Here is a 21,269-nt window from a genome sequence, read left to right on the forward strand (position 1 = left end):
GCGCGGCAGAGAGGTTTGTGAAAAAATGAAAAATAAAAGTATGAGTATACTTAAAATGACTGGTGCAGCAGCTGCACTGGTGCTGATGTTTGCACAGCCAGTACTGGCAGATGGCAGTTTTGCAAATGGAACAAGTGTAAATGGCGTCGCAGTCGGCGGAATGAGCAATGAGGAAGCGAAGGCAAAGCTGGAGCAGAATTACGGTTCTTATAAATTAACGATTAAAGAACGTGGAGGCAAGACAGAAGAGATCACCGCAGCGGAGATCGGCTATAAAGTAGTGATTACAAATGAGCTGCAGGCAGCGATTGACCAGCAGGCAGCAGGGGTAGCTGGAGCAGGAGCGCTGACGATCGCGATGCCGCTTTCCTGCGATCAGACGATGCTTGCAAACCGCATTGCTTCCTTAAATTGTATGTCAGATAGTGTAGCGCCGACGGTAGATGCCCATATATCCGCCTGGGAAGAAGGAAAAGATTTCACGATTGTTCCGGAAGTAAAGGGAGAATCTGTGGATAAGGCAAAGGTACAGACGGCGATCAATGCGGCGATCGCCTCCGGCATGACAGAGATCGATCTGGAAGCATTGGGATGTTACACACCGATCCAGGTGACTTCCGGCGATGCATCCTTAAAAGCACTCTGCGCCCAGATGAACCAGGCTAAAAATGCGACCATCACCTTCCATATCGGTGATGCAACCGAGACACTGTCCGGTACTGAATATGTCAGCTGGTATACAGGCGGCGAGAATGGCATTACTGTAGACCGCGATAAGGCAGCTGCCTACATCAAGGCGCTGGCAGCGAAATACGACACAGCTGGAACTACCCGTACTTTCCATACCACTTCCGGAAAAGAGGTAGCCTTGACAGGCCCTTATGGATGGAAGATTGACCAGACTGCAGAGACAGACAATCTGGTTCTGATGGCGCAGACAGGTATCAATCAGGAACGTGAAGTCCAGTTCTCCCAGCAGGCAGCCAGCCATTCAGACGCAGACTGGGGCAATACCTACGCAGAAGTTGATTTCGGCGCCCAGCATGTATATATGTATGAAAACGGCGCCCTGACTTGGGATGCTCCGTGCGTAACCGGAAACGTATCCAAAAACTACACAACCCCGGAAGGTATTTACAGCCTGACCTACAAGCAGGCCGACCGCGTTCTGCGCGGCGCCAAACGGGCAGACGGCACATATGAATATGAAAGTCACGTAGACTATTGGATGCCATTCAACGGCGGCATCGGTTTTCATGACGCAAGCTGGAGAAGTAAATTCGGCGGAACCATCTACCAGTATTCCGGCAGCCACGGCTGCATCAATCTGCCGGTTGATAAAGCAAAACTTCTCTACGAGAAAGTATACAAGGGAATGCCAGTTCTCTGCCATAACTAAACATTTCTTCTAAGCGCACATTCAGTATTTAGAAGAAAGACATGGGGGACTTTCTTGAATATAGTTAGATAAGAAAGTAGATGGTGGACAAAGTAATTTATCATACGGAACGAAAAAAGATCCTACGCCGTCATCCAGCCGCATTCATGCGCTGGATGACACCAGGATCTTAAATTTTACCAAGTTATCATCCAATAAACAGGAGAAAAAGCCGCCCGAGCAAAAATGGAATTTTCGAGACTGTGGATTTACTTGGCAGATTCGGGTTTGATGTTGAAAGAAACCGCAACAAACTTGCTTTGTGAGGATTTCTTTCTGTTTTTAATCAAACCGAAGATGCCTAGAAAATCCCAGTCCTCGAAACCTGATCATTTTTGCCCGGGCGGCTTTTTCTCCGTCCCTCTCACGAAAATCAAACTAATTATCTATTTTCCTTCCCCAATAATCAATTCTTCCCCATACGGCAAGGTCTTGATCCAGTCACAGAATGTATGCCACTCCGCCAGCTTATGATCCTTTCTGGCATAATAAATATTAATCAGTGTCTCATAATTAAACGAACAAGTCCGCATCTGATTATAACTGCTCGGCAGCAGCTGGATCATATCATACCAGTCATCCTTGTTCTTTGTCTCCAGATAACGCAGGCGGATTTCCTCCAGCTTGGCGATAACTGTTTCCATAAATGCGCGTGTTCCGGCTGTCATGTGGTCGCAGCTGAAATCGTCCATCGAAAACGGTTTGCTGGCGATTTTGTGCATCGTGCTGGTTGAATTGGCGACGGTCGCTACTTTATAAGTATCATATTCTTTCCACCAGTAGAGAGGTGCGGTCACATCGACTGAGACAAATACCTGGCGCAGAAACTTGCGGTGGTCGCTGCCTGCTTTGCGGAGACGTTTCGCAAGGTCGAGATCGTTCGGTCCCAGTTTATATTTGCCATTCTCATCATAAAAGCTGTCCATCCGTCCCCAGCTGTTCATCGGATTGCGGGCACCGCGCATGGCATTTTCCAGATTCATGACGCTGGTACGTTCTAATTTAAGCATAATCAAACTCCTTTTTCATATAAGTGAATTATTTTCAGGATAAACTCACTTTTGTGAGTTGTTTCAGGCGGGATCAGTATACCACAAAAACCATGTCCCGTAAACAAAGCATAAAAAAACATACAGAATTACAAGAATCGATAGTTACTGTTCCCGGGTGGGCACTTTTGGAAGCGAAAGTGCCGTAAGAAAACGTGGTGGCAGCAGGAATTTGCCGTATTTAAATGCGAAGCCACGGCAAATTCCGTTACTGGGCACGTATGCGTGAACAGTAAGATCGATAAAAATTACAATCCAAAACAGAATACAGGAAAAAGCAAAGAGATTATGCGATATGCACAGAAAAATATAATGAAAACATGCATTTTTAAATATGAAATAGTATTGACATAAAATGAAAAACATGCTAATATTTAGCCATAGAAATTCACTGATATGAAAATTAAAAAGAAAAAATTAGATTTTACGAAAACGAAGTGAGAAAAAATTTCATATCATAATCACGAATGAGACAAAATGTCAAAAAGGAGAGATGAACAATGAGCAATGGATATTTCAAAGTAGAGATGCCGAAAAATGAGCCGGTAAAAGCATATCTTCCAGGAAGCCCGGAGAGAGCCAGCTTAAAGAAAGAACTGGAGCGCCAGTCCGCACAGGTTGTTCAGGTTCCGATGATCATCGGTGGTAAGGAAGTTTGGACAGAGAGAAAAACCAAAGCAGTTATGCCGCATGACCATGCTCATGTAATCGCAGAAGCAGCTTCCGGCGGTGAGAAAGAGTTAAAGGATGCAATCGCAGCGGCTCTGGCAGCTAGAAAAGCATGGACCGAGATGCCGATGGAACACCGCGTATCTATCTTTTTAAAAGCAGCTGATTTAATTGCTGGTCCGATGAGAGATAAAGTAAATGCAGCTACCATGTTAGGACAGAGCAAGACCGCATATCAGGCTGAGATTGATACCTGCGAGCTGATTGATTTCCTTCGTTTCAACGTATACTACTTACAGCAGATTTATGACAGACAGCCGAACAACACACCGAATGTTTGGAACCGCATCGAGTACCGTCCACTGGAAGGTTTCGTAACCGCGATTTCCCCATTCAACTTCACATCCATCGGTGCTAACCTTCCGACCGCTCCGGCGATCGCAGGTAACGTAGTTCTCTGGAAACCGGCTACCACAGCAGTTCTTTCCAACTACTATGTAATGCAGGCCCTGATGGCTGCAGGGCTTCCGGCAGGTGTTATCAACTTCGTACCGAGCCGTGGTTCTGACATGAGCAAGTACGTATTAAGCGATCCGAATCTGGCAGGATTCCATTTCACAGGTTCTACCGAAGTATTCAGTGGTGTTTACTCCTTAGTAGGCGAGAACATCAAGAAATACAAAACATATCCGCGTCTGGTTGGCGAGACTGGTGGAAAGGACTTCATCTTTGCTCACAATTCCGCAGACGTACCGGGCCTGGTAGCAGCTCTGACAAGAGCATCCTACGAGTATCAGGGACAGAAGTGCTCCGCAGCTTCCCGTGCATTTGTTCCGGCAAGCATCTGGCCGCAGGTTAAAGAGGGTATGCTGGCAGAGATTGAGAAGATTAAAATTGGCGATATAACCGATTTCAGAAACCTGATGGGCGCTGTTATCGATGCATCCGCATTCAAGACCAACAAAGAGTACATCGACTATGCAAAAGCATCCGAGGATGCAGACGTTATCTGCGGCGGATACGATGATTCCAAGGGATATTTCATATATCCGACCCTGATTGAGGCTAAGAAGCCAGATTTCAAGACTATGGTAGAGGAAATTTTTGGACCAGTTATGACCGTATATGTATATCCGGATGACAAACTGGATGAGACTCTGGCAAGCTGCGATACCGCAACGTCCTATGGTCTGTCCGGAGCAATCTTTGCAGATGACCGCGAAGCTATCGTTAAGATGGAAGATGCACTCAAAGGAACAGCCGGAAACTTCTATATCAATGATAAGCCAACTGGTGCAGTTATCGGTCAGCAGCCGTTCGGCGGTGCAAGAGCATCAGGAACCAACGACAAAGCCGGCAGCGAGATCAACATGTATCGCTGGTTAAGCCCGAGAACCATCAAAGAACTCAGAGTACCGTGCCTGGATGTAACATATCCGTACATGGTTGAGGCATAAGCAGTGCAAAGCAGGGCAGTAAGACAGGAACGTTGTGCTTGCACATAAGGAACTGTCTTGCTGGACTGCTTTATAGGGCGCAGCCCGTCCAGCGAAGAAAAGCGCAGCTTTTTTGAGCTGGGGCACTGAGCACGCTGAAGCCACTGAGCATGCTGGGGCGCAGCTCTTCCCCATAATTTACTAAATTAAAACCAACCACCCAGAGGATCGGCGCTGATCCGGAATCTGTGTAACGAAACACACGATTTCATATCGGTGCCGATCTTTTTTATAATTTAGAAACTCTGTTCGTGGTTCCCAAAGTGCCTACCCGTGAACTGTAACAACATTATTCCTTACATTCATCTGAGTTGAACCAGTCCTTGTATTTCTCATAAAGATCCAGTAAAATAAAATCAAATATGAAATATGGATTTGAGGATTTGTTTTTGTTTAAATTTTCTCGGTTCGATTTTAAATTCAAACAAAAAGGATGAGAAAGCAATGACGGTGATCGATGTATCTGGCTGCGGAAGCGGTGCGGTGTTTTTGATAAAGGGAAAAGCCAATCTCCTGTTCGAGGCGGGGATGGCGTATGCTGCCGATCAGATGGTGGAAAATATAAAAAGAGAACTGGGCGATGCAGAGTTAGACGCGGTTCTTTTATCCCATTCCCATTATGATCATGTAGCGGGGCTTCCGGCGGTGCGGAAAGCATGGCCGGGGGTGAAAACATATGCTTCCGAGCGCGCAAAAGAAATTTTAGTGAAACCGGGCGCTTTGAAGACGATCCGGCGTCTAAGCGGCGAGGCGGCAGAAGCGGCGGGGCTTCCATGGGATTCGGAATATGACGATGCAGATTTACAGATTGATGTATCGCTGGAGGACGGCGAGACGATCGAACTGGGCGACCATACGATCTACGCGTTTGCGACGATCGGCCACACGAAATGTTCCATGTCTTACCTGATTGACGATGAGTTGATGCTGTGCAGTGAGACGGTAGGCGTCATGGGGCATGATGGGAGTTATATGCCGTCGTTTCTGGTAGACTATAAGGCGGCAGAAGAATCGATCGAGTATTCATCGGAATTGGATGCAAAAGAGATTATTTTAAACCACTATGGCTTTGTCAGTGAAGCGGATAAGGCGGCGATCTGGGATGTCCTGATGCAGAAGCTTCGTGACAGCCGTGATGTCATGATTGATATTATGAACCGGTTCCCGGAAGAAGAGGCGGCGCTTCGGGAGATGGAGCGCGTGTTCCATTCTCATGTAGATAAGAAAGAACAGCCAGACGAGGCATTCTATATCAATGCGGCGAGCATGATGAAGACACTCAAAAGACAGTTTCCGGAACGGTTTCCGAGACATTTTCAGCTGATTGCGGCAGTGGATCGGAACTGGGGTATCGGCAATAAAGGGCAGATGCTGACGGTGATCCCGGCGGATCAGAAATTATTCCGGCAGGAAACGATGGGAAAAATCATCGTGATGGGCTATAAAACGTTTCTGACTTTCCCGGCTCAGCGACCGCTGGATGGCAGAATCAACCTGATTTTGACAAAAAAGAAGGCTCTGAGCGTAAAGGGGGCAGAGATCTGCCACAGTGTCGAGGAGGCGCTGGTGCGGATTGACGAGCTGAAACAGGAAAAACATCTGACAGATGTAGATGTCGTCATCATCGGCGGCGAGTCGATTTATCGGCAGTTTCTTCCGTTCTGCGACACAGCGCAGATCACCTGGATTGATTTTTCCTATGTGGCAGACACACATATGGTTGATCTGGAGAAAGAAGGCTGGGAACTGGTAAGACGAAGCGGCGAGCAGACATTTTTCAATTTGTGCTATGAATTCAGGGAATATCGGAAGCTGGAAAAGGAATCGCTCTAAGGTTGTCAAAAATAGGACAAAGTGGTAAAATAATTGAGAATTCTGAAAAGTCAAACAATAAAATGTTCATATAACTGTAAGGAGGAATAGAATGTACCCGATTTTAAAAGCTGAAAAACTGGCAGATAAGATTTATCTGATGGTTGTAGAAGCACCGCGTGTAGCGCGTGCATGTGAGCCGGGCGAATTTGTCATCGTCAAGATGGGCGAAGAGGGCGAGAGAATCCCGCTGACTATTTGTGATTTTGATCGTCAGGCAGGAACGATCACGATCGTATTCCAGACCGTGGGAGCTTCTACCGAGAAGATGAGCACCCTCAAGGCTGGGGATGCATTCCATGATTTCGTAGGACCGCTTGGAAATCCGTCCGAGTTTATCCATGAGGATGTAGAAGAGCTGAAAAAGAAGAAATACCTCTTCGTAGCCGGCGGTGTCGGTGCGGCTCCGGTTTATCCGCAGGTAAAATGGATGCATGAGCACGGCATTGATGTAGATGTTATCGTAGGTTCTAAGACCAAAGATCTGCTGATCCTGACCGAGGAGATGGAGAAGGCAGCCGGAAACCTTTACATCACAACCGATGATGGCAGCTTTGGCATTAAAGGTATGGTTACAGGTGTCATCGAGGATTTAGTTGAAAAACAGGGACGCAAGTACGATGTCTGTGTTGCAATCGGACCGATGATCATGATGAAATTTGTCTGCCTGCTGACGAAAAAACTGGAGATTCCGACGATTGTCAGCCTGAACCCGATCATGGTAGATGGAACCGGTATGTGTGGTGCCTGTCGTGTCACCGTAGGCGACCAGGTCAAATTTGCCTGCGTAGACGGACCGGAGTTTGATGGACATCTTGTTAATTTTGACGAGGCGATGGAACGTCAGAGAATTTATAAGACTCAGGAAGGCAGAGCGATGCTGCGCTTGAAAGAGGGCGATACTCATCACGGCGGATGCGGACAGTGCGGAGGTGACAAATAATGGAAGCAAAGAGAGATATGATGAAAAAGGTGCCGGTCAGAGAGCAGGATCCGAAGGTACGTGCGACTAATTTTAAAGAGGTATGTCTCGGCTATAATATGGAAGAAGCAGTTGCGGAGTCTGAGAGATGTCTGAACTGTAAAAATGCAAAATGTATCGCTGGATGCCCGGTTTCCATCGATATTCCGGCGTTTATCCAGGAAGTAAAAGCGGGAAATATTGAGGAGGCAGCGAAAGTCATCGCACTTTCTTCGGCACTTCCGGCAGTCTGTGGACGTGTCTGCCCACAGGAATCCCAGTGTGAGGGACAGTGTGTGCGCGGTATCAAGGGCGAGGCGGTTTCCATTGGTAAACTTGAGCGCTTCGTGGCAGACTGGTCCCGTGAGCATGGTTTTGTACCGGCAGCGCCGGAGAAGACAAACGGAAAGAAAGTAGCAGTCATCGGTTCCGGTCCTGCAGGTCTGACCTGTGCAGGCGATCTGGCAAAACTGGGCTATGAAGTAACCATTTTCGAGGCACTTCATGAGCCGGGCGGAGTATTGACCTACGGCATTCCGGAGTTCCGTCTTCCGAAGGACGGCGTTGTACAGCCGGAGATCGAGAATGTCCGCAAGCTGGGCGTTAAGATTGAGACAAACGTAGTTATCGGAAAATCTATCACAATCGACGAACTGATGGATGAAGAAGGTTTCCAGGCAGTATTCATCGGTTCTGGCGCCGGACTTCCGAAGTTCATGGGTATTCCGGGTGAAAATGCCAACGGCGTATTTTCTGCGAATGAGTACCTGACCAGAAATAACCTGATGAAGGCATTCCGCGATGATTATGACACACCGATCATGGAATCAAAGAAGGTAGTCGTAGTCGGCGGCGGAAACGTAGCGATGGATGCGGCAAGAACGGCTCTGCGTCTCGGTGCAGAAGTTCATATTGTATATAGAAGAAGTGAGAAAGAGCTTCCGGCACGTGTGGAGGAAGTACATCACGCAAAAGAGGAGGGCATCCATTTTGACCTTCTGACCAACCCGGTTGAGATTCTCGAAGATGAGAACGGATGGGTCAAAGGCATCGTATGCCGCCGTATGGAGCTTGGCGAGCCGGATGAATCTGGAAGAAGACGTCCGGTTGAGGTGGTCGGTTCTGATTTCACGATCGATGCAGATACTGTTATCATGGCGCTGGGTACTTCCCCGAACCCGCTGATTTCCAATACGACCAAAGGTCTGGAGATTAACCGCTGGAGATGTATCGTGGCGGATGAGAGCAATGGAAAGACAACGAAAGAGGGCGTTTACGCCGGAGGCGACGCAGTGACTGGCGCGGCTACGGTTATTCTCGCGATGGAAGCCGGACGAGCAGGTGCAAGAGGCATCGACGAGTATCTTTCTGCAAAATAATGAAATCTCATCATGTAGATTTGCTGAATGAAGCAATCGCCCCGGCACTGACCCGACTGGCTCTTCCGATCATGGCGACTTCTCTGGTTCAGATGCTTTACAATCTGACCGATATGGCGTGGATCGGACGCCTCGGGGCAGGTGCTGTCACGGCGGTGGGATCGGCAGGTATGTATACCTGGTTTTCCCAGGGATTTGCGATTTTGGCGAGAACGGGCGGTCAGGTAAAGACCGCCCATTGTCTTGGTGCGGGAGAAAATGACAGTGCGGCGCAGTATGCGAGAGGTGCGCTGCAGCTGGGGATTTTGTTTGCCGTGCTGTATGGGCTGGTTTCGCTCTTTGGAGCCAGTCGGTTAATTGGATTTTTTAAATTAAACAGCCCGGAGGTGATTGCACAGGCAGAATGGTATGTGCGGATCGCCTGTGGGCTTGTGATCTTTTCTTATCTAAATGCGATCTTGACCGGACTTTTGACGGCGGCGGGAAACAGCCGGACTCCGTTTATCGTCAACGTGGCGGGGCTTGTATTCAATGTTGTACTGGATCCAGTGCTGATCTTTGGAATCGGACCATTTCCGGAACTGGGAGTCAGCGGAGCAGCGGCTGCGACGGTCACGGCACAGGCGCTCGTAAGCCTCCTGTTTTTCAAGGCAGTCCTGCGGGAAAAGGTGCTGTTTCCGCATCTGCGTCTCTGGGTGCTGGTTCCAGTGAAGGTTTGGAGGGAGATCGTGCGGATCGGTGTGCCGTCGGCGGTGCAGAACCTGATTTACGCAGGAATTTCGATGATTCTGACCCGCCTTATCACCGGATGGGGTGATCTGGCAGTGGCGGCACAGCGTGTTGGCAGTCAGATTGAATCCGTTTCCTGGATGGTCGGAGATGGCTTTTCGGCGGCAGTCAATGCATTCCTCGGACAGAATTATGGGGCGAAGCGGTATGACCGTGTGCGCCGCGGCTATTTCTGTGCGATCGCGATGACGGCGGCGTGGGGACTCTGCACGACATTTTTGCTGATCGGAATGGCGCGTCCGCTGTTCTCGATCTTTTTGCAGGAAGAAGAGGTCATGGCGCTCGGCGTCAATTACCTGCGGATCGTGGGACTGAGCCAGATGTTTATGATGGTGGAACAGACCTCGATCGGTGCGTTTTCCGGTCTGGGGCGGACGCTGTATCCGTCGATCGTCAGCGTGACCTTTACCTCCGCGCGCATCCCAGTGGCGGTGTTGTTGTCCTCTGTGATGGGACTTAGCGGTATCTGGTGGGCGTTAAGTATTTCCAGCATGGTAAAGGGATGTATTCTGTTCGTTAGTTTTGTCGTGTTTTTGTATGTTTTTTTGGAGAGAAAGAAGATTGAGAAAACCGTCTGAAAAGTTACAAAAAACCTATGGACGAATTGAGAATTTCGTGAGATAATAGGGACAGGATTGATGTGATAAAATTAACAAAGTACAAAATCCAATCATTTCGAAAGGAGTCTTACAATGATTTATTCACAAGAAGTAGAAAATATGTGTCCAGTAGCCCAGGGCGTAAATCACGGCGCTGCTCCGATCCCGGAGGAAGCAAAGTGGGTTAAGTCCAAAGAAGTAAAGGATATTTCCGGTTTAACACACGGTGTTGGCTGGTGTGCGCCGCAGCAGGGTGCTTGTAAGCTGACCCTGAATGTTAAGGAAGGTATCATTCAGGAGGCTCTGGTAGAGACGATCGGATGTTCTGGTATGACACATTCTGCAGCGATGGCAGCAGAGATTCTTCCGGGAAGAACCGTACTGGAAGCATTAAATACAGACCTTGTCTGTGATGCAATCAACACCGCCATGCGTGAGCTGTTCCTCCAGATCGCATATGGCAGAACGCAGAGTGCGTTTTCTGAAGAGGGGCTTCCGATTGGTGCCGGCCTTGAAGACCTTGGAAAAGGACTCCGCTCTCAGGTAGGTACGATGTACGGAACTCTGAAAAAAGGTCCGCGTTACCTTGAGATGGCAGAAGGCTATGTAACAGGAATTGCACTGGATGAAGAAGATCAGATCATTGGTTACCAGTTTGTAAACTTAGGTAAGATGACCGACTTCATCAAGAAGGGCGACGATCCGACCACTGCATATGAGAAGGCAAAAGGTCAGTACGGCCGTGTAGACGATGCAGTTAAGATTATCGATCCGAGACAGGAATAATCACAGGGTACATAGTTAAGGAGGAACATCACAATGGCATTATTTGAATCATACGAGAGACGAATTGACAAGATCAATTCCGTATTAAATAGCTATGGCATTGCTTCGATCGAAGAAGCTGAGAAGATCACGAAGGATGCCGGACTGGATGTATACGATCAGGTAAAGAAGATCCAGCCAATCTGTTTTGAAAATGCATGCTGGGCTTACACGGTAGGCGCGGCAATCGCAATCAAGAAAGGCTGCCGCAGAGCTGCCGATGCGGCGGCAGCGATCGGCGAGGGACTGCAGGCATTCTGTATTCCGGGTTCCGTAGCAGATCAGCGTAAAGTAGGTCTGGGACATGGAAACTTAGGCAAGATGCTTCTGGAAGAAGAGACCGACTGCTTCTGCTTCCTGGCAGGTCATGAGTCCTTTGCAGCAGCTGAGGGCGCGATCGGTATCGCTGAAAAAGCAAACAAAGTTCGTAAAAAACCGCTTCGCGTTATCTTAAACGGTCTTGGCAAGGATGCAGCTCAGATCATTTCCCGTATCAACGGCTTTACATATGTAGAGACAGAGATGGATTACTACACAGGCGAAGTAAAAGAACTGTGGAGAAAATCTTACTCCAATGGACTTCGTGCAAAAGTAAACTGTTATGGTGCAAATGACGTTACCGAGGGTGTAGCGATCATGTGGAAAGAGGGCGTAGACGTTTCCATCACCGGTAACTCCACCAACCCGACCCGTTTCCAGCATCCGGTAGCAGGTACATATAAGAAGGAATGCGTAGAGAAAGGCAAGAAATACTTCTCCGTAGCATCCGGCGGCGGTACAGGACGTACCCTTCACCCGGATAACATGGCAGCAGGTCCGGCTTCTTACGGTATGACTGATACCATGGGACGTATGCACTCCGATGCACAGTTTGCAGGTTCTTCCTCTGTACCGGCTCATGTAGAGATGATGGGTCTGATCGGTATGGGTAATAACCCGATGGTTGGCGCTACTGTGGCGGTTGCAGTTTCGATTGAGGAAGCAGCTACAGCTGGAAAATTCTAAAAAATATTGATTTTTCAAGGGTTTTAAGGGTGGTTAGATGTGGTAAAAAGCAGTAAAAAGTACATCATTTGTTAATTGCTTGTGAATCTGAGAAGAGTGGGAAAAGGGGTCGATTTCGATCCCTTTTCTCGTGAGAGCGTTTGGTTCCTTTTATGATGTATTGTAATCCTAGTTACTGTTCACGGGTAGGCACTTTTGGAACCGAAAGTGCCGTAAGAAAACGTGGTGGCAGCAGGAATTTGCCGTATTTAAATGCGAAGCCACGGCAAATTCCGTTACTGGGCACGTATGCGTGAACAGTAACTAATCCTACATATTTTATATGGTTCCGAGGAAGCGTAGCTTGTACCTTTCCTAAGAACATGGTATCATGAAACCAGTATATAGATGAAACTGCTTTTATCAGGGCAGTTCCGAAGAAAAGGGGAAACGATATAATGTATAAGGATGATACCATTCTGGTGGTCGGTCAGGCGAAACCGAGCAAGGAGGACGCGATTTACAGCCTGCACGGCGAGTTTTATGTGAGTTTTGTGGTAGAACGGGCGACGGGAAAGATTCTTGATCTGGAGTGCAATACGATTTTGTCGGTGACGCGCAATTTTGTTGTGTCGATGCTGCTTGGAAAGAGTTTGAAAACGGATTTGGACGAGATGCAGCAGAGTATCCGGGAAAGGTATTTTGCACTGACTCAGAAGCCGCTCATTGCCTGTCTGAAGGACGCACATAACCGTTATATGATGGTGACAGGGCAGAAGTGATGTGGGTATTGGCGGTGTGCTTGTATAAACCATAAAGGCACGGTGCTGATAAAACGATGTTACTGTACACGGGTAGGCACTTTTGGAACCGAAAGTGCCGTAAGAAAACGTGGTGGCAGCAGGAATTTGCCGTATTTAAATGCGAAGCCACGGCAAATTCCGTTACTGGGCACGTATGCGTGTACAGTAACAAAACGATTGGCAGAGAATTAACAGAATAAAGATGGCAGCTCATCAGCAGAAATTGATGGGCTGCCATTTTGGTTATCATAGAAACGTATTCTACAACATTATTCTTTTCCGTTCCAGCAATACGTACACAGCTTGCACGGTTCCAGACCAATCGACTCGATTAAATCGTCGAGGCGGTGGAACTGCAGGGAGGTAAAGTTTAAGCGTTTACGGATTTCTTCGACCATTTCCTTATAATTCTGGCTGTCTGGGTTTGCATAATCATCCAGAAGCTCCGGGGAAACATTGTCGCCCTCACGGTCGCGGATGATGCGGCGTGTGATGAGGTCCAGCTCGGAATTGGAGCGGGAGAAGTTCAGATATTTACATCCAAACAGCAGCGGCGGACAAGCCGGACGGATATGTACTGCTTTGGCACCGCTCTGATACAGAAATTCGGTTGTTTCGCCGAGCTGGGTGCCGCGGACGATGGAATCGTCGATTAAGAGCAGACTCTTGTCGCGGATCAGGGCGTCTACCGGGATCAGCTTCATACGTGCGATCAGGTTTCTCTGGCTCTGGGTGGTCGGCATGAAGGAACGCGGCCAGGTTGGGGTATATTTAATGAATGGACGGGCAAATGGAATGCCGGATTCATTGGCGTAGCCGACTGCATGCGCGATACCGGAATCGGGGATTCCGGCTACCAGATCGGCGTCGGACTGATCGCGTTTGGCAAGCATACGACCGCAGTGGTACCGCATTTCCTCGACGTTGATTCCTTCGTAGCAGGAGGTCGGATAACCGTAGTAAACCCACAAGAAAGAACAGATTTTCATTTCCTTGCGAGCCGGGCTGAGTACCTCTACGCCGTCGGCGTTCATGCGGACGATCTCGCCCGGTCCCAGTTCTTTGTAGTCCGTGTATCCAAGGTTGATGTATGCAAAGCTTTCAAAGGAAACACAGAACGCACCATCTTTGCGTCCGATGATCGCCGGGGTACGTCCGAGGCGGTCACGGGAGATATAGATGCCCTCCGGGGTCAGCAGGAGAATGGTCATGGAACCCTTGATTTTTTCCTGTGCCAGTTTCAGACCTTCAACAAGGGAATCTGCCTGACTGATGATGGCGCCGACCAGCTCGGTTGCATTGATCTTGCCGCCGCTCATTTCCATGAAATGAATATGCCCGTTCTTAAATGCTTCCTGAATCAGCTCTTTTTCATTATTGATCTTGCCGACTGTGGTAATGGCATAGCTTCCTAAGTGCGACTGAATTAACAGAGGCTGCGGTTCCATATCTGAGATACAGCCGATGCCCATGTTACCCTGCATTTCATCGACATCGTGCTCAAATTTTGTACGGAACGGGGAATTCTCGATATTGTGGATAGAACGGCTGAAACCGTTTTCTCCATAAACCGCCATACCACCGCGTCGTGTTCCCAGATGGGAATGATAGTCCGTACCAAAAAAAAGATCCAGTGTACAGTTTGTTTTTGATGTGACACCAAAAAATCCGCCCATTTGTTACTTCCTTTCAACTCTTTTGTCAATAAACTCCATGTGTTACGTTGCACGCGTTGTGATGCGTAACGACATCATTTTTATCATAGCATATATTAGGTGTATTACACAATATGAAATATTTATTAAAAATACTTATGAATATTCTTTGGAGCTGTTTACAGGCAGGCACATTTGGGATCGAAAGCGTCATAAGAGAACGTGGAGGTAGCAGGAATTTGCCGTATTTAAATGCGAAACCACGTCAAATTCCGTTACCGGGCACGTATGCGTGAACACTAACCTTGTCAGAAAAATGTAAGAAGTAAAATGGGACGAAGTGTTCTTAATAAAGAAAGAATGTGATATAATAAAACCATTGTACGTGAGTATGTCACATGGTCGGCTGTTCCGGATTGCATCGGAATGGCAGAAGAAAAAGAAAACGATTTGGAGGGTTTGGAGCGGTATGAGAAAAACATGGAAAATGAGAGCAGCAGCACTGTTACTTACGGCGGTCTGTACGGTAGGGGCGTCGTTTGCGGCGTATGCGGATGATGTGCCGTCCGGACCGGCATCGGATATGGAGCTGATTCAGAGGCGGGAGCAGGCGTCCGGTTCCCAGAATGAGGCGGGGGATGCACAGACGGCTGCTGGCAGCGAGAATCATGCTGGCGCAGCGGAAGGACAGCAGACAACAGAGAACCAGGAGACAGGAAATAACGGACAGACTGCTTCTGAGACACAGGGAACGGAGCAGGGGGACAGCCAGGTTCCGGATGGAATGGTAGCCAGCGGCGGTCGTTATATCGATCCGAATGCACCGATGGTGGCACTGACCTTTGATGATGGTCCGTATGCCCCGGTTGGAAACCGCATCATGGATTGCGCGGAACAGTACGGCGGCCGTGTGACCTTTTATGTGGTCGGAAACCGTGTGAATTCCTATAAGAGTGAGATTCAGCGGATGTATGCCAATGGGCATGAGATTGGAAATCACACGCAGGATCACAAGTATCTCCAGAAGTTAGGCGCACAGGAGATTCGTCAGCAGGTGGAGGCCTGCAATCAGGCGGTTGCCGCGATCACAGGCGAGCCACCGAAAACAGTCCGTCTTCCGGGCGGTGGAAAAAACAGCACTGTGCTTGCCAATATCAGCCAGCCGATCGTACTCTGGGATGTGGATACGCTGGACTGGAAGACGCGCAATGCGGCTTCATCGGTGCAGACCGTGTTAAACCAGGTAAAAGATGGCTCGGTGGTTCTGATGCATGAGCTTTACAATGCTTCCGGTGATGCGGCAGTCACGATCATTCCGGCGCTTGTGGAGCGTGGCTATCAGCTGGTGACGGTCAGTGAGCTGGCGCAGTTCCGCGGTGGACTGGCAGGCGGAACCGTCTATTACAGCTTCCACAAATAAGAGGCTGCATTCACATACGGCGAAAGCCCCCATATTCTAACAGTAAGGGAAGAATATGGGGGCTTTTTCCTGTGAACCGGGCGAGAGAATGGATTCATTGTAATGAGGCGTACAGACGAGGACTGACAGGAAAAGGCGTCGGAGTGGCGATCCTGGACACAGGGGTATTTCTGCATCCGGATTTGGAAAATTGCGTTTACGGATTTCGGGATTTCCTTAAGAAAAAACAGCAGCCGTATGATGACAATGGGCATGGAACGCATGTGGCAGGGATGATTGCCGGCAGCGGCACGGCGTCGGCGGGACGCTATCAGGGTGTGGCGCCGGGGGCGCAGCTGGTCTGCCTGAAAGTGCTGGATCAGAGGGGAAATGGGTATGTATCGGATGTGCTGGCAGGGCTTCGCTGGGTGCGCCAGAATGGCAGCCAGTACGGGATCCGGATTATCAATATATCGGTTGGTTCCTTTACACCGAAGGGAATGAGTGAGGATTCGGCGCTGGTGCGCGGTGTCGATGCGGCGTGGGATGCCGGGTATGTGGTCGTGGTGGCAGCGGGAAATAATGGTCCAGCCGCGCACACGATCACAACGCCGGGGATCAGCCGGAAGGTCATCACGGTGGGATGTTCGGATGATGACCGGGAGGTAGAGGTGGCAGGCAGCCGGATGGTGGACTATTCGGGGCGGGGTCCGACGGACGCCTGCATCTGCAAGCCGGACATTGTGGCGCCTGGATCACGGATTGTGAGCTGTAACCTGCGGCGGAACGGGTACCGTTTTAAAAGCGGGACGTCCATGTCTACGCCGCTTGTCGCGGGGGCGGCGGCGCTTCTGCTGGAGCAGAACCCGGACATGACGAACCGGGATGTGAAGCTTCGCTTTAAAGAGCGGGCAGTGGATCTGGGGCTGCCGCGCAACCAGCAGGGCTGGGGGGCGCTGGATATCGGGCGGCTGTTAGAGTAGAAGCGGGGCGGTGCCAGATGGCGTGTACAGGCAGGCATTTTTGCAACGGAAGGTTTTGTGTGAACAGTAATGGTGGCAGCGTAACTGTGTCGTACGGAATTTTCCGAACTGAAAATTCCGTACGACACAGTTCGGGTAGCAGCTTTTCTCGGCAAAATAATAGACAGAACCAGCCGGAAAATGATATAATTGTAGATACTTTGAATCGCAGAATCAGGTTATAGATCCGGCAGCATCCTGCAGTGCGTCCGGGGGAAAACCAAAAGAAAACAGTTGACATTTACAGCCGGATCCGCTATGATAGAACTAAGTTTAGAACGTTTGTTCGTGATTGGCCGCGGAGCGGCGTTTTGGAGGGAAAGATGAATAAAGAAGACAAGCTGAAAGCATTGGATGCTGCGTTGACACAGATTGAGAAAGCATACGGAAAAGGCTCAGTGATGAAGCTGGGTGATTCTGGTGCGAATATGAATATAGAGACGATTCCGACCGGCTCCCTGAGCCTGGATATTGCACTGGGACTGGGCGGTGTTCCGAAGGGACGAATCATCGAGGTATACGGACCTGAGTCCAGTGGTAAGACGACGGTTGCCCTGCATATGGTGGCAGAAGTACAGAAGAGAGGCGGTATCGCTGGATTTATCGATGCAGAGCACGCACTCGATCCGGCATATGCGAAGAAGATCGGTGTTGATATCGATAATCTGTATATCTCCCAGCCGGACAACGGCGAGCAGGCGCTTGAGATTACCGAGACGATGGTGCGCTCCGGTGCGATCGATATCGTGATTGTGGACTCGGTTGCCGCACTGGTTCCGAAGGCAGAGATTGACGGCGAGATGGGTGATTCCCACGTAGGTCTGCAGGCACGTCTGATGTCGCAGGCACTCAGAAAGCTGACCGCAGCAATCAGCCGTTCAAATTGTATCGTTATTTTTATCAACCAGCTGCGTGAGAAGGTTGGTATCATGTTCGGAAACCCGGAGGTTACGACCGGTGGACGGGCACTCAAGTTCTATTCTTCTGTCCGCATGGATGTCCGCCGGATTGAGTCTCTGAAGCAGGGCGGCGAAGTGATTGGAAACCGTGTCCGCATCAAGGTTGTGAAGAACAAGATTGCTCCGCCATTCCGTGAGGCAGAGTTTGATATCATGTTCGGAAAAGGTATTTCCCGTGAGGGCGATATCCTGGATCTGGCGGCGAAGGAGAACATCGTGGAGAAGAGCGGCGCCTGGTATGCTTATGAGGGCAGCAAGATCGGTCAGGGACGCGAGAACGCGAAGAATTTCCTGGCAGCAAATCCGGAAATCTGCCTTGAGATTGAGAACAAGGTACGGGTCAAATACGGACTTTCCGAAGACACGATGATGCCGGAGGCGTCCAAGGAAGCACCGACGGAGCTTCCGCCGGTAGGAGTGGACGCAGAGGACGAAAAATAGAGTAAAATCCTGTTACAGGGCGCATATGTGTGAACAGTAACAGGAAAAGTTACAGCTGGCAGCGTGTGAACTGTAGCTATGAAAAGGGGCTGTATATGCGGATTGAACGCGTAGAATCCCTGGATAAGAGAAAGTGCAAAGTTTTCACGGATGAGGACTTTGCCTTTCTTTTATATAATGGGGAATTAGAAAAATACGGTGTCTGTGAAGGCGCGGTTTTGGAAGAAAGAACGGAGAGGGAGCTTTTGGATCTTTTAAGCCGCCGGGCACATGAGCGGGCGCTGAATCTTTTGAAGGTGCAGGACCGGACGGAAGGAGAAATGTGCCGCCGCCTTTTTCAGGACGGGTATCCGGATTCGATCGTGAAGGAGACGATTGGATTTTTGCAGGAATATCATTTTGTGGACGATGCCAGATATGCGGCGAATTACCTGCAGGTTCATGGAAAGCGGAAAAGCCAGGCGGAATTGAAGCTTTACCTGCAGCGAAAAGGCATATCGCGCGAGATCATCCGGGAGCAGCTGGAAGAGACAGAACATGATTCGGGCGAGGCAATCCGCGTCTTGCTTGAGAAGAAGCATTACAGGGCGGGAGAGACAGCGCCGGAGGAGGAAAAAAAGATCATTGCCTATCTGATGAGGCGGGGATTTTCATGGGAAGATATCCGGAGAGAGATGAAGGAGCAGGAGGATGCACTTGGTTGACTTTCAGGCGCAGAGTCATTTACCAAAGATAATTTTGAATGGATTCTGTTTCATGATTGTGAACGTGCAAATGTATTATAAAACAGAACAGAACGCTGTCTGAAGGTGTCCCAGGAAGCTGGTTAGGAAGCGCTTATTCTGCTTGACATACTGTATAAAACCGTTTAAAATTATAGTATTGTATTTTCGTACAATGAAAACTAAATAAGGAGGTGCTCCTGTGTCACAAGTAATAATTGCGGTTATCGTTACAGGTGTTATTGTAGCAGCTATTACTTGGGTCGTTGCGAACCAGCATCGCCAGAAGACATATGAGGCGAAGATTGGAAGCGCAGAAGAACGATCCAGGGAAATAATAGATGAAGCATTGAAAATTGCTGAGACAAAGAAGCGAGAAGCTCTCCTTGAAGCGAAGGAAGAGTCGTTAAAGACAAAGAATGAGCTTGAGAAAGAAACAAAGGAAAGAAGAGCTGAGCTTCAGCGCTATGAAAGACGTGTACTGAGCAAAGAAGAAAACCTGGACAAAAAAGCAGAAGCGATGGAAAAGCGTGAAGCGGGTATGAATGTCAAGGAGGAGGCACTTAAGAGAAAGACTGCGGAGGCAGAGGCTCTCTATGAGAAAGGTATGCTGGAACTGGAGAAGATCTCCGGTTTAACCTCTGAACAGGCAAAGGAATATCTGCTGCGTTCCGTGGAAGAAGATGTAAAGCATGATACGGCGAAGCTGATCAAAGATCTCGAGGCGAAAGCGAAAGAGGAAGCAGAGAAGAAAGCCAAGGATTATGTGGTGACAGCGATTCAGCGCTGTGCTGCGGATCATGTGGCTGAGACAACCGTATCAGTCGTACAGCTTCCGAATGATGAGATGAAGGGACGAATTATCGGACGTGAGGGAAGAAATATTCGTACACTGGAGACTCTGACGGGCGTGGAACTGATCATCGACGATACGCCGGAGGCAGTTGTCCTGTCTGGCTTCGATCCAATCCGGAGAGAGGTAGCGCGTATTGCACTGGAACGTCTGATTGTGGATGGACGGATTCATCCAGCCAGAATCGAAGAGATGGTAGAGAAGGCACAGAAAGAAGTGGAAAACATGATGCGCGAGGAGGGCGAAGCGGCTCTTCTGGAAGTTGGCATTCATGGTATCCATCCGGAACTTGTCAAGCTGCTTGGTAAGATGAAATTCCGGACAAGTTACGGTCAGAATGCATTGAAGCATTCGATTGAGGTTGCACAGTTAGCCGGACTTCTGGCGGCTGAGGTGGGCGTCGATGTACGGACCGCCAAACGTGCAGGTTTATTACATGATATTGGAAAGGCAGTCGATCACGAGCAGGAGGGAACCCACGTAGAACTGGGTGTGGCGCTTTGTAAGAAGTACAAAGAGTCCGCAACCGTTATCAATGCAGTGGAAGCCCATCACGGCGATGTAGAGCCACAGAGCTTGATTGCATGTCTGGTACAGGCAGCTGATACGATTTCAGCGGCACGTCCAGGTGCGAGACGAGAGACTCTGGAAACATATACCAACCGTCTGAAACAGCTGGAGGATATCACGAACTCCTATAAGGGTGTTGATAAATCCTACGCAATTCAGGCAGGTCGTGAGGTGCGTATCATGGTTGTACCGGAACAGGTCAGCGACGATGATATGGTTCTGATGGCGAGAGAGATTTCAAAGCGGATTCAGGAAGAGTTACAGTATCCGGGACAGATCAAGGTCAATGTAATCCGTGAATCGAGAGTTACCGAGTACGCCAAATAAAACCCGGCAGCAGGGCTGCATGGAGTAAACTTGAGCATGAAAATAAAAGTCTTATGGATGAAGATACATTACATTCATAAGACTTTTTTGTTTCATGGGAAATTGCGTCCTATGAAACAAAAAAACGCTCCGCGAGGATGCGCACTCGCGCGAAGAAGAAACATGTCGCAAGCGACCGCGCGAGACGCCCGAATGTGCCAAGGCACATTCTTTACATCTTTTTTGAGAGAGAAAGAAAAACAGAAAAATACAGGTTTTTTTCATGAAGCGGAAAACGGAAACTCTGTTTTTCGGACAGACTGAAAATTTGCATGAGCAGGGTAAAATAAAGGATCGTGAGCGTGAAGGCAGGCGGAGAAATTTTGCTTGCAAACTGTCCAAAAGACGAGTATTATAGCATGATAGAGTTGAAAAATAGTGATTATTTAGCAGCTTCATGCATTTATTGTGGCGTAAT

At 48.9% G+C, this 21,269-nt stretch carries 16 protein-coding genes; 14 read left to right on the plus strand and 2 right to left on the minus strand.

Translation table 11 applies throughout. The features are described from left to right. Positions 1 to 40: 40 nt before the first annotated feature. Positions 41 to 1,399 carry a L,D-transpeptidase family protein gene (locus tag PG862_RS04835; protein WP_270706706.1) on the plus strand — a complete coding sequence of 453 codons (1,359 nt, stop codon included), beginning with the start codon at positions 41 to 43 and terminating at the stop codon, positions 1,397 to 1,399. A 425-nt stretch (positions 1,400 to 1,824) separates the two neighbouring features. On the opposite strand, the gene PG862_RS04840 is transcribed toward PG862_RS04835, so the two are convergent. Beyond that, positions 1,825 to 2,448, minus strand: a complete 624-nt coding sequence (locus tag PG862_RS04840; RefSeq protein ID WP_118556091.1) for a hypothetical protein — start codon at positions 2,446 to 2,448, stop codon at positions 1,825 to 1,827. A gap of 539 nt (positions 2,449 to 2,987) precedes the next feature. Between PG862_RS04840 and pruA the strand changes: the two genes are divergently transcribed. From pruA to PG862_RS04885, 8 genes are all read left to right on the plus strand, one after another. After that, on the plus strand, positions 2,988 to 4,613 hold the full coding sequence (gene pruA, locus PG862_RS04845; protein ID WP_118523679.1) for an L-glutamate gamma-semialdehyde dehydrogenase: 1,626 nt from the start codon (positions 2,988 to 2,990) through the stop codon (positions 4,611 to 4,613). 483 nt (positions 4,614 to 5,096) lie between these two features. Further along, positions 5,097 to 6,485, plus strand: a complete 1,389-nt coding sequence (locus tag PG862_RS14360) for a dihydrofolate reductase (RefSeq protein WP_333563190.1) — start codon at positions 5,097 to 5,099, stop codon at positions 6,483 to 6,485. A 91-nt stretch (positions 6,486 to 6,576) separates the two neighbouring features. Beyond that, positions 6,577 to 7,467 carry a sulfide/dihydroorotate dehydrogenase-like FAD/NAD-binding protein gene (locus tag PG862_RS04860; RefSeq protein WP_022359686.1) on the plus strand — a complete coding sequence of 297 codons (891 nt, stop codon included), beginning with the start codon at positions 6,577 to 6,579 and terminating at the stop codon, positions 7,465 to 7,467. Continuing rightward, on the plus strand, positions 7,467 to 8,864 hold the full coding sequence (gene gltA, locus PG862_RS04865; protein WP_117796351.1) for an NADPH-dependent glutamate synthase: 1,398 nt from the start codon (positions 7,467 to 7,469) through the stop codon (positions 8,862 to 8,864). The genes PG862_RS04860 and gltA overlap by 1 nt, the downstream gene beginning before the upstream one ends. A 20-nt stretch (positions 8,865 to 8,884) precedes the next feature. Beyond that, the gene (locus PG862_RS04870) at positions 8,885 to 10,231 is read left to right on the plus strand and encodes an MATE family efflux transporter (protein ID WP_333493370.1); all 1,347 of its coding nucleotides are present in this window, start codon (positions 8,885 to 8,887) and stop codon (positions 10,229 to 10,231) included. 114 nt (positions 10,232 to 10,345) lie between these two features. Continuing rightward, positions 10,346 to 11,038, plus strand: coding sequence for an iron-sulfur cluster assembly scaffold protein (locus PG862_RS04875; protein WP_022359683.1), 693 nt, complete (start codon positions 10,346 to 10,348; stop codon positions 11,036 to 11,038). A gap of 33 nt (positions 11,039 to 11,071) precedes the next feature. Next, positions 11,072 to 12,082 carry a GGGtGRT protein gene (locus PG862_RS04880; protein ID WP_270706707.1) on the plus strand — a complete coding sequence of 337 codons (1,011 nt, stop codon included), beginning with the start codon at positions 11,072 to 11,074 and terminating at the stop codon, positions 12,080 to 12,082. A 437-nt stretch (positions 12,083 to 12,519) separates the two neighbouring features. Continuing rightward, positions 12,520 to 12,843, plus strand: coding sequence for a DUF3870 domain-containing protein (locus tag PG862_RS04885; RefSeq protein ID WP_022359681.1), 324 nt, complete (start codon positions 12,520 to 12,522; stop codon positions 12,841 to 12,843). A 290-nt stretch (positions 12,844 to 13,133) separates the two neighbouring features. Here PG862_RS04885 and PG862_RS04890 read toward each other — a convergent pair whose 3' ends face one another. Beyond that, entirely contained in the window at positions 13,134 to 14,540 is a 1,407-nt protein-coding gene (locus PG862_RS04890) for an amidophosphoribosyltransferase (protein ID WP_117796354.1), read from the minus strand. A 448-nt stretch (positions 14,541 to 14,988) separates the two neighbouring features. Here PG862_RS04890 and PG862_RS04895 point away from each other — a divergent pair, with 448 nt between their 5' ends. From PG862_RS04895 to rny, 5 genes are all read left to right on the plus strand, one after another. Then, on the plus strand, positions 14,989 to 15,939 hold the full coding sequence (locus PG862_RS04895; protein WP_118523677.1) for a polysaccharide deacetylase family protein: 951 nt from the start codon (positions 14,989 to 14,991) through the stop codon (positions 15,937 to 15,939). 71 nt (positions 15,940 to 16,010) lie between these two features. Then, positions 16,011 to 16,901, plus strand: coding sequence for a S8 family peptidase (locus PG862_RS04900; protein WP_270706709.1), 891 nt, complete (start codon positions 16,011 to 16,013; stop codon positions 16,899 to 16,901). Positions 16,902 to 17,263: 362 nt separating this feature from the next. Further along, positions 17,264 to 18,340: a recombinase RecA gene (recA, locus tag PG862_RS04905; RefSeq protein WP_022359677.1), complete on the plus strand. Its 1,077-nt coding sequence runs from the start codon at positions 17,264 to 17,266 to the stop codon at positions 18,338 to 18,340. Between the two features lie 95 nt (positions 18,341 to 18,435). Then, a complete protein-coding gene (locus PG862_RS04910; RefSeq protein ID WP_118523676.1) occupies positions 18,436 to 19,044 on the plus strand; it encodes a regulatory protein RecX in 609 nt (202 codons plus the stop codon). Positions 19,045 to 19,264: 220 nt separating this feature from the next. Next, positions 19,265 to 20,812, plus strand: a complete 1,548-nt coding sequence (rny, locus tag PG862_RS04915) for a ribonuclease Y (protein ID WP_107000340.1) — start codon at positions 19,265 to 19,267, stop codon at positions 20,810 to 20,812. The last annotated feature ends 457 nt before the right edge of the window (positions 20,813 to 21,269 follow it).

Source organism: Clostridium fessum (assembly GCF_027698965.1).
Taxonomy (GTDB): Bacteria; Bacillota; Clostridia; order Lachnospirales; family Lachnospiraceae; genus Otoolea; species Otoolea fessa.